Consider the following 10,863-nt stretch of genomic DNA (forward strand, 5'->3'; position numbering starts at 1 on the left):
ACTAAGACGTTGCAGTTGGACTAATTTTCCATCAATCTCTCAGAGCTGAATTTGAAATTTCTATCTATAACTTTCAGTCAGATAACTAAGACGTTGCAGTTGGACTAATTTTCCATCAATCTCTCAGAGCTGAATCTGAAATTTCGAGCTATAAACTTGAAAGTCAAATAACTAAGACGTTGTAGTTGGATTAATTTTTTATCCATATCTCAGACTCGAATCTGAAATTTCGAGCTATAACTTGAAAGTCAAATAACTAAGACGTTGCAGTTAGACTAATTTTCCATCAATCTCTCAGACCAGAATCTGAAATTTCTATCTATAAACTTACAAAATCTCAGGTCGGAATCTGAGATTTCTATCTATAATTCAAGTCAAATAACTAAGACGTTGCAGTTGGACTAATTTTGCCTCAATATCTCAGACCCGAATCTGAGATATCGATCTGTAACTTTAAGTCAGATAACTAAGACGTTGCAGTTAGACTAATTTTATATCAATCTCTCAGAGTAGAATCTGAGATTTCTATGTATAACTTAAGTCAGATAACTAAGACGTTAAGTCCTAGATTTCCATTTATCTAAAATCTTATAACAAGGAGTCAATATTGAAAGTCCTACAAGAAAGAGTTTCTGGATCGGGCAATTCAAGAGCGATCGGATTTTTAGGTCTTGCAATATTTGCTCACTCTTGGCTTCCAATCTTTTACCGATTACTTGAAGGAGAAATCGGTCCATTTTCAACCGCATTTCATCGTGTTTGGCTTGCCACTTTGCTCCTAGGTCTCTGGAATGGAGCACAATATCTTAAAAACCAGTTTTCCCCAGATAAATCCGTCAAACAAAATCCCTATACCCGTTTAGTTATATTACAACTATTGGTTGCTGGAATCAGTTTTGCGGGTAATCAACTCCTATTAGCTTGGTCTCTGAGTCAAATGAGTGTTGCTAATACCACAATATTAACGAATATGACTCCAATTTGGACGGTTCTTTTGGGTTGGCTGATCTGGAATCAAACTTTTGATAATGTCTTTTTAATTGGCATGGCAGTTGCTGTTGTAGGTGCTTGTATGATTGGCCTTGAAGACTGGCAATTGGCGACAGGAAATTTACAAGGGGATGGCGTTGCGATACTGGCCGCACTCTTCAATAGTACCTATCTGCTTCCTGTAGAATCTTTGCGCTCCCAATTGAGTTCGATAGCAATTCTTTCATGGACTTGTGTAATATCGACTTTATTTATATTGCCTATTGCTTTGATGACAGAAACGCAAGTATTTCCCCACACTTGGTCAGGATGGCTTTTTGTGATTTTGTTGGGGTTAATCTGTCAACTTTTAGCTGTGGGACTTGTCACCTATTGCCTCAAGAACATATCTTCTGGGTTAATAGCGGTTAGCAAGCTACTTATCCCTATTATCAATGCTTTCTTAGCTTGGTTATTTTTTGCCGAAATTTTAAGTTTTTGGAACTATGTAGCATTTACTGTGGTTATCTTAGGTCTCTATATCTCCAAATATAGTAAAATCTCGGAGTGAAGCGTTTGAGGTTAGACAGATGAACCTAGAATCCGAACAATTACAGACCTATCAAGACCAAGGATATCTCTTGGTAGAAAATTGTTTTTCACCAACAGAGATTGAGGTGATGAAAGCCGAATTGCCGAGAATATATGCAGAAGGAAAACCCGGTAAAATTACTGAAAAAGATGGCACGACAATACGCGCAATTTATGGAGCACACACCTATAATCCAGTGTTCGACTGTTTGTCAAAACAAGCAAGAATTATTGAACCTATTCAACAGATTTTGGGGAGTTCGGTCTATGTTCACCAATTTCATATTAATGCCAAAAGAGCATTGACTGGAGATGTCTATTTATGGCATCAGGATTATGCTTATCATTTGAAAGAAGACTCAATTCCGACTCCGAGAGTCGGAATCGCGATTGTTTTTTTAGATGAAGTCCACGAATTTAATAGCCCTCTGATGGTTATTCCTGGTTCTCATCAAGAAGGTCTTATTGCTGAAAAGAGCAATCGAAAGCAACACGAAACTTATCAAGGTTATGACTCATGGATTGCTAATGTGACTAGCAATATTAACTATGCTGTTGATGAACCTACTCTGAAAAGATTGACTAAAAAATATGGCACAGTTGCCCCTAAAGGAAGTGCAGGCTCGATATTATTTCTTCATCCGAATTGCGTTCATGGGTCAACTGCCAATATCTATCCTTTTGATCGAGCAGTTGTTGTGATTGTTTACAACAGTATTGAAAATCTTCCGCTCCCTATGGAAAAACCGCGTCCAGATTTTCTAGCCAGTCCCAATCATACAGCGATCAAGCCTTTGTCAGGAGATGCTTTTTTGGCTAATAAATATTAGTAGACCGACACAGACAAGTCTGGCAACCATAACGTAGTAGTTCATCAATTTTGTCTTGAGGGATAGAAATTTGCCAGAAGAATTTTATTTAGCACTTTTTTAATCCACTATCCCTTACTTCTACCTCAATAGACCAGTAGTCTGTTACCCATTGCCCAAGAGTTTATCTTCAGGGTTACTTGCTATGGGTAAATTATTAATCCCAATTATGAATGCTTTTTTAGCTTGGGCTTTGTTTTCTGAAATTTTAAGTTTCTGGAATTATGTGGCATTTACTTTGGTTATATTGGGTATCTATATTGCCATTGCCAACCAGAGTAAACCAAACTGATATGTTCTTAAAACCCAGACTGAAAAAATTTATCAAGTTATCTATAGTAGGAAGCTTAATATTAGTTTCTATGTCTATAGATGTCAAAAAAGTTAGAAGTTTTTGTGGCTTTTTTGTGGCAAAAGTTGATGCTGAAATGTTTAATAATCGCTCACAAGTAGCGATCGCTCATCAAGATAATCAAACAACTTATAGTTTAGCTTTTGATTATAAGGGGGAACCTGAAGAGTTTGCTCTAATTTTACCTGTACCAGTTGTACTAAAAAAACAAGATGTAAGAGTTATTTCTCCAAAACTTTTTCAACGCTTAGATGATTTTACTGCTCCTAGGTTAATTGACTATGATTTTGAGAGTAATCCAGCTCTTAGAGGTGGGGGAGCGAGAAGTGGATTTCCCCGCCAAAATGTAAGAGTTATAGAAAGCTTCACCGTGGGAGAATATGATGTTTTTATTTTAAGTGCAACAGAGTCTAATTCTTTGGAAAGTTGGTTAAGGGAAAATCAGTATAAAATTCCTAGAGGTGCTGCTAAATATCTGCAACCTTATATTAATAAAAAACTATTCTTTTTTGTAGTAAGAGTTAACTTAGAAGCACAAGAACAACTTGGTTTTCAAAATTTAAGACCTCTTCAGTTTACTGTCAAGAATTATCCTCAGATTATGTTACCTTTTCAATTGGGAAAAATTAACTCAGAGGATACTCAGAATATTATCGTTTATTTTTTGAGTAAAACTGGTCGTGCTGAAGTTAGTAATTATGAAAATGTAATGATTCCTAGTAATTTTGATGTGCCACAAAACATAGAATCAAAATTTGGCGAATTTTATCGAGAATTGTTTGTTTCAACTATTCAATCTACAAAGAAAGAAATTGTAGTTACAGAATATGCTTGGGATACAGGTTTTTGTGACCCTTGTAATACCACACCGTTAAATTTTCAAGAGTTGAATGAGTTGGGTATGAACGACCAACAAGCATTTATCACTAGATTACATCTACAGTATACAAAGAACACTTATAATCAGGATTTAGAATTTAGGATTACCTCCGATCAAACTTTCTATCAAGGCAGATATATCTTGTTACCAATTGACTACAATGAAGGTAGGAAGTATTTCCAGGACAAAGTTGAAATTAAAAATCCTTCTGGTAAAGTTATTTCGGAGGTTGAACTAAAAAAATTATTTGAAAAATTTTAGATCTCAAAAGTATCTAATACTGGATGGAAAAATTAATCTAGATTTTGATTAGATAAATCTATAGGAAAAATTTTACACATCATATACCGTGGCAAAAATTCTTGTTTTTCATCAACACAATCTCCAGATGTTTCTAATTCCTTTCCCTCTTTGAGTGGATTTACACATATAGCAAGTTTCCCTACTCCTGGCATTAGCGAAATTACTCGATTTTTGAGACTGTCAATATTTTGACCTAATTTATCTGCATCTAATATAGAAGGAGTAATAATGAAAAAAGTTTTGACTCCAAATGAATCTGGGGCAAAGCCAAAAGTAGATTCATCTAATAGGGATTGAGTTGAAAAACTCAAAGTTTCATAAAAGCGATTAATTAGTGCTTGATAGAAAGATTCACTTAGGGAATGATCGTCGAAAGTCCGTCTAGATAACATGATAAATTTCCTCAAGTAGTATTTTTTTTCTGAGATATGTTAGTTTATCTTAACATTTCTTAAAATTATATATCTATGATTATCCTATATTCATTATCTAAATTACAAAACTATAAGATAATTATTACTAATCTAAGTGTCCTAAATCACACATAAGACTATTTTGAATTTTTCTATTTCCAGCTTTTTGTAATTCAGATAGCTTTAAAGTGAGTATAGTAATTCTCAGGTGTTAGTCAGGTAGAAAACTCTAGATTTTAGGAAACAGGGATTACTAAGAGCAGGAAATAAGAAAGACAAGTTTACTTCACTATCCTAAGAAACATCATAGATAGAAACAAAGATTGTGGTAATTAAGTTTTAGTTCCTACAGAATTAAACTAGAGTAAACAGGAGAAAAATCTCAGCAATTTACAACCATGACTTTTGTTTAATGTCCTATATTCTTGGGACTGGAGTTTAGACTAATTACAGCTAGTCCAAAGCTAGCCGACGTGAAATAGCGACACTGGATAAATTCACTGAAACTCTTTCATTATCGGCATTCCAACGACTTTAAAGTCAATTGTCCAGAGCCTGTCCTATTGGTTAATTAGACGAGCATGATTTTCTGGCAAGACTTTTGTCAGAGTTTGAATAACGCAGCTCTAACCGAAACTCGCCAAAAAAGACAAATAATCAAGAGCATTTCTGACATCCGTCAGGCTTATACTATCCAAGAGTTATGAGTTTCAAGTTTTCCTTCCTTCTGAGTAGATTATTTAAAGACCTCAAAATTTAGTCTAAACTTCAGTTGGGACTTAAGCTACAATAAAATACATTTATATTACAAGACCCACACTAATCAGGAAGAATTATAAGTTGAGTTGCTCAAGATTCAAATGGGAGTGTATCAGATATTAATGTTTTTTCTCATGGCAAAAGGCTATTATCTGTAAAAGTTGAAAATATTAAACACAGCAATGGAACCTACTCTTGAAAAACTCAAAAGTAAATTTGACAAAGCTTTAGTTAGTGCCTTTGGTCAAGATTTAGCAGGCACAGATCCAATGGTCGTTCCTGCTACTAATCCCAAATTTGGAGATTATCAATGTAATGTAGCAATGTCTTTAGCCAAGAAATTAAAGGATAAACCAAGAGCGATCGCTACTCAAATTATTGACAATCTTGACATTACTGACTTTTGTCTTCCACCAGAAATTGCTGGACCTGGCTTTATCAATCTCAGTCTTAAACCAGAATATATCGAAACCTGCCTAGAGGCAATAATTAGGGACGAACGACTGAATATTTCCCCAACTAAAAATCCTCAACGAGTTGTTGTAGATTTTTCTAGTCCTAATATTGCTAAAGAAATGCACGTTGGACATTTACGGTCAACAATTATTGGAGATTCTTTGGCAAGGGTACTAGAATTTCAGGGACATGATGTACTAAGACTAAATCATGTGGGAGACTGGGGTACTCAGTTTGGAATGTTAATTACTTATTTACGGGAAGCTTTTCCGGAAGCTTTAAAAACTGCTGATGTTTTAGATATAGGAGATTTAGTTGCTTTTTATAAGCAGTCAAAAAAACGGTTTGATGAGGATGAAGATTTTAAGGAAAAGTCTAGAAAAGAAGTAGTAAGTTTACAAGCGGGTGCGGAGGATAGTCGTTATGCTTGGCAACTTTTATGTAATCAATCTCGGCGGGAATTTCAAGTTATTTATGACTTACTTGATATTAAGTTAAATGAGCGGGGAGAGTCTTTTTATAATTCGATGTTGCCTGGGGTTTTAGAAGGGTTAAATAAGTTAGGTTTATTGGAAGAAAGTGATGGTGCTCAATGTGTATTTTTGGCAGGATTTATTAATAAGGAAGGTGAGCGTTTACCTTTAATTGTACAGAAGTCTGATGGTGGTTATAATTATGCGACAACTGATTTAGCTGCCCTAATTCATCGGATTGAAAAAGAGGAGGCAACACGATTAATTTATGTTACTGATGCTGGTCAAGCTAATCATTTTTCTCAAGTTTGGCAGGTAGCAAAGAAGGCTGGTTGGATACCAGAAAATGTAGAGGTTGTTCATGTTTCTTTTGGTTTGGTTTTGGGAGAAGATGGGAAAAAATTAAAGACTCGTTCTGGAGAAACTGTGAGATTGAAAGAGTTATTAGATGAGGCTATAAATAAGGCGCGAAATGATTTGGAAAAAAGGTTAAAAGAGGAAAATCGTTCAGAGAGTGAAGAGTTTATTGAAAATGTTGCTGAGGTTGTTGGTTTAAGTGCGGTTAAGTATGCAGATTTGAGTCAAAATCGGAATAGTAATTATGTGTTTAGTTTCGATAAGATGTTGGCTTTGCAAGGTAATACTGCTCCTTATTTGTTATACGCTTATGTGCGTGTTCAAGGAATTGCTCGGAAGGGAGAAATTGATTTTGAAAAGTTGAGAAAGGATGCCAAAATTATTTTGCAGGATGAGCCAGAGTTGGTTTTAGGAAAACATTTATTACAGTTGAATGAAGTATTGAATATTGTGTCTGTTGAATTGTTGCCTAATCGTCTTTGTGAATATTTATATGAATTGAGTGAAAAGTTTAATAAGTTCTTTGAAAGTTGTCCGGTTTTGAAGTCGGAGGAACCTTTGCGTACTTCTCGATTATTGTTGTGTGATGTAACGGCAAGAACTTTAAAGTTGGGTTTGTCTTTCTTGGGAATTTCTGTTTTGGAAAGAATGTGATTTGTACCTCAATTTGATTTTTTTCTCTTTCTCTAGATTAAGATTTTAATTTAGCGAACTGAGAAAATTTGAATTTTTCAAATAGTTATTTGATAATCATAATTTAGTATGTAGGCAGGCAAAAGCTTAACAAGAAAAAGAAAACTTTTTTAGTTCGGAGTTTCAAAGGAATAGTATTTACAAATTATTTGACTTTTTCCAAGAAAAATCACTAATCTTACAGCACTAATAATTTTCAATTTTCTCATATAGTATATTAGGACTTACGCACAGCAACAGCTCAAAGTCTTTTGAAATTTTAAAAATATCTTTCCATCGCGTAAGTTCTATATTTCGCTATATACAGCAGATTGCAGGTTAGGAATGAGAATTTTATTATCTACATAAGTTAAATTGCCTAAGTTCCATACCGTATGAGTTATGAAAAAAAGTTCTGTACTTTATTTAATTCTCATTCCTTAATGTGATATACCAATTTGATAAATGTTTTTTACAACGTTGATTTGAGCTAAAAATATGAACTTTAACTATATTGATTACTGTCAATATTTACTCAATTATCATACAAATTAGATCCAAATCGAATTTAGCAAATCACCTAGAAAATGTTAGCCATGACAGGATAAATCGTTATTGGAGAATACAAAACTTTGATTCCCAAGAATTAGGTCTAAATGTTCAAGAATAAATTGTAACTAACATAGAAGGTTATTTAATATTTGATGACATAGTTATTAAGCTGAATGCTTACGCATATATAGCAAACATTTCATTATTTAAAATAATACCAAATCTGGTTTACTAAGATGATATTCAAAACTACCAAAGATATGTAGCAAAAAGGCGTGAGATTTGGTACTTCATCTTTATTGCTTTTTGCGCAGCATTCCCCAGGAAAAGCTGACCGCTAATAGCTGAATGCTTACGCATATATAGCAAACATTTCAGTATTTAAAATAATACCAAATCTGGTTTACTAAAAAGTCAAAGTCAAAATAATTGCTTATGATTTTGGTATTGAGGTAACTAGCCTATAATAATCAGATTTGGTATAACTAATTCAAACTTTCGCCTCAATACTCAATCTCAATATTTCTTTGGTAATTAGTGCATGGATACAGAAAATTCATAATTAATTTCACAATCTTCAAGAAAAATTATGAATTTCCCACGATCAAAGTGTATGATAATTATAGACAGATATGGTATTATGCTCTGTAACTGTCACAAAATTTTGAAACTAACTCAGCAATTTTAATCAACTTTTGCTGAAAAATAGAATTTTTAACTGATTCAGTTAATTCAGCCTGCAAGTGGGAAAATACTCAGAGGTGCAAGTATCAGATAGCCCAATTCAGGTCAAAGTACTTATGGAAGTGAATATCAATCAAGATCTCAATCAAATTCGGCAATTTTCAATCCATAGTTTTACTCTATAGTTATGCTTAACAAGAAACTCTTAATCGTAGATGACTGCGAAATTGTCAGAACACTATGTTCATATATCCTAGCAAAGAAGGGATTAAATATTACATTAGCAAGTAATGGTTTAGAAGGGCTAGAAAAAGTTAAATTAGAGCATCCTGACTTAGTAATTTTAGACATTATTATGCCAGAAATGAATGGATATCAAGTTTGTCGTCAAATTAAATCTCAGCCTCAAACTATGAATATACCTGTAGTTTTTTGCTCTGGTAAAAATGCAGAAGTTGATGTATATTGGGCAATGAAACAAGGTGCTGATGGCTATATCAGTAAACCTGTAAATAAGGATGAATTAATGGCATTAATGGGGAGGTTTCATATTATTAAAAATGTGAGTGAAGAATATAGTAATCAGTGTTTTTACAAGCAGGGTCGTGTCAGGATTTTACCTGCATAAATAGAATCTGAGTCAATTTGAATAATTTTTTGTATAATTAAACGCTGAATATATGTAAATATTTGATTAGGATTTAATCTGCTGATAAGCTAGAAACAAATTTACTAGTAAGTTTTGATTGCCTGCAGTCATCTATCAAAGACTTATAGCTGATTTGTAAACTTAGCCAAAAGTCTTATATTACCGAAACAATTAAACAATTAAACAATTAAATAATTAGATAATTAGATAATTCAGGTTTAAAGCCTCCCCAATAAAGGGGAAAAAGCGGTCGGAAAGCCGAGCAGTCCGTAGGATGGGATGGATGGGTTACCTAACCATATTCAATCACCAACGCGAGAATAAATTTTTTCCCTACCGCGTCAATCCTCTCCGTTTTAGGGAGAGGTAATTATCAATTATCCATTATCAATTATCCATTAATGAACTCCTGTCTCCTGTCTCCTGTCTCCTGTCTCCTGACTCCTTGCTAAATTTATGAAGATACCTTCAGGGGTTCTATATACTAACTATCACTTGCCTAATACCAGTTTGAAAAAAGAATGCTACAAAAAGGTGAATCTTGATCGGAGATACTTAAAAAAATTCTCCAATTCATTTGAAAAAGCTATATCTATCATGATTTCCTTTTTTTCTTCAATATTTACTCCAACTTCGGTCTGACCTACTCCCGTTGCATGCAACGTCCCTACAATTTGTAACAAACATTTATCGCGCTTGGTATAACCTATGACTCTATTTAGGTTTTATTTCAGGCATTTTCAGCCTAAAAAATATCAAAGTCTCTTTCTAGAAAAAATACAAAAATTCCCATTTCTAAACAAAGTAAATACGTAATTAAACTAATTACATTTTTTTTCTAAAAAAAGACACTCAATTCTAAATTTCTAGAAATTACTTCTAATAGAAATAAACCTGCTACAGAATTTCCTTGTCGATTGAGAGGGGGACTATAACAAACAATTACTCCTGTGCCAGGAACTAATCCTAAAACAATTCCACTTACACTAGATTTAAGTGGAATTCCTATATCTATAACATAACGACTTGATGCTTCATATAAACCACAAGTAGTCATCAGCGCTTTAACTGTACAACAGTGTTTTTTCCAGTCAAAATTAGGTGGCTTTACTAATAACATTCCTAGAGTAGCTACATCAAAAATAGTCCCAGATAAACAACAGATTTGATTATAAGTATCTAAAGTAACTTCTGCATCTTTTATATAACCACATTCTACTAATTTTTTAGCAATAGCTTGATTATTCTGATTAGGTAAAGAACGAACCGAAGCCAACATATTTTCATCTAAAAATAATTGACAATTTCCTTTATTATTCAGCCAATAACAAAAATTTTTACATCTTTCTGTAGCAGTATTTCCTGGTAATAAAGATGATAAAGCGATCGCTCCACTATTAATCATAGGATTTCTCGGCCATCCCCCATCAGTTTCTAGTTGTTCTAAAGAATTGAAGGGCTTTTCTGAAGGTTCTTTGCCAACTATGTTAAATACAAATTTATTGCCAAATTTAGATAACAAATAAAATAATAAAAATGGTTTGATCGCACTCATTAAAGGAACCTTAGTTTCCACATCTCCTAATGAAAGAATATGATTATCAATACTTTGCAAAACAACTGCAAAATTATTGTAGTTAGCCTCAGCAAGTAAAGGGATATAAGTAGGTAGTTTACCTGATTTACTTTTAGCTAATCCTTGTTCTACCCAGTTTTTTAGTTCTTGTTGATTAATATTTGATAAACTATTAAACATAAATATATACTAGGGAATAGGGAACAGGGAACAGACAAGAATAAAAAATTGCATCTGATCAAGAATATAACTCCTATATTTTTAATTTTAAGGAACAGTCAAATTCCCAGAAGGGAATAGGGAACAGG

Annotated in this window: 8 protein-coding genes; 6 read left to right on the forward strand and 2 right to left on the reverse strand. The window is 33.5% G+C overall.

Translation table 11 applies throughout. The features are described from left to right. The first annotated feature begins 607 nt into the window (after positions 1-607). From ACP6PM_RS14215 to ACP6PM_RS14230, 4 genes are all read left to right on the forward strand, one after another. Positions 608-1,540 carry a DMT family transporter gene (locus tag ACP6PM_RS14215; protein WP_426585640.1) on the forward strand — a complete coding sequence of 311 codons (933 nt, stop codon included), beginning with the start codon at positions 608-610 and terminating at the stop codon, positions 1,538-1,540. A 19-nt stretch (positions 1,541-1,559) separates the two neighbouring features. Next, a complete protein-coding gene (locus tag ACP6PM_RS14220; RefSeq protein ID WP_426585642.1) occupies positions 1,560-2,390 on the forward strand; it encodes a phytanoyl-CoA dioxygenase family protein in 831 nt (276 codons plus the stop codon). Positions 2,391-2,574: 184 nt separating this feature from the next. Then, the gene (locus ACP6PM_RS14225; RefSeq protein WP_426585644.1) at positions 2,575-2,721 is read left to right on the forward strand and encodes a hypothetical protein; all 147 of its coding nucleotides are present in this window, start codon (positions 2,575-2,577) and stop codon (positions 2,719-2,721) included. Position 2,722: 1 nt separating this feature from the next. Continuing rightward, entirely contained in the window at positions 2,723-3,922 is a 1,200-nt protein-coding gene (locus ACP6PM_RS14230; protein WP_426585646.1) for a DUF2330 domain-containing protein, read from the forward strand. A 32-nt stretch (positions 3,923-3,954) separates the two neighbouring features. Here the strand turns inward: ACP6PM_RS14230 and ACP6PM_RS14235 are convergent, their stop codons facing one another. Beyond that, positions 3,955-4,356, reverse strand: a complete 402-nt coding sequence (locus ACP6PM_RS14235; RefSeq protein WP_426585648.1) for a hypothetical protein — start codon at positions 4,354-4,356, stop codon at positions 3,955-3,957. A 962-nt stretch (positions 4,357-5,318) separates the two neighbouring features. On the opposite strand from ACP6PM_RS14235, the gene argS reads away from it, so the two are divergent. After that, positions 5,319-7,076, forward strand: a complete 1,758-nt coding sequence (argS, locus tag ACP6PM_RS14240; protein ID WP_426585650.1) for an arginine--tRNA ligase — start codon at positions 5,319-5,321, stop codon at positions 7,074-7,076. 1,441 nt (positions 7,077-8,517) lie between these two features. Next, positions 8,518-8,958 carry a response regulator gene (locus tag ACP6PM_RS14245; RefSeq protein WP_426585652.1) on the forward strand — a complete coding sequence of 147 codons (441 nt, stop codon included), beginning with the start codon at positions 8,518-8,520 and terminating at the stop codon, positions 8,956-8,958. 859 nt (positions 8,959-9,817) lie between these two features. Here ACP6PM_RS14245 and ACP6PM_RS14250 read toward each other — a convergent pair. Beyond that, positions 9,818-10,735: a glutaminase gene (locus tag ACP6PM_RS14250; protein ID WP_426585653.1), complete on the reverse strand. Its 918-nt coding sequence runs from the start codon at positions 10,733-10,735 to the stop codon at positions 9,818-9,820. Positions 10,736-10,863: the final 128 nt, after the last annotated feature.

The organism is Dapis brunnea BLCC-M229, assembly GCF_050015995.1.
Taxonomy (GTDB): Bacteria; Cyanobacteriota; Cyanobacteriia; order Cyanobacteriales; family Microcoleaceae; genus Trichodesmium.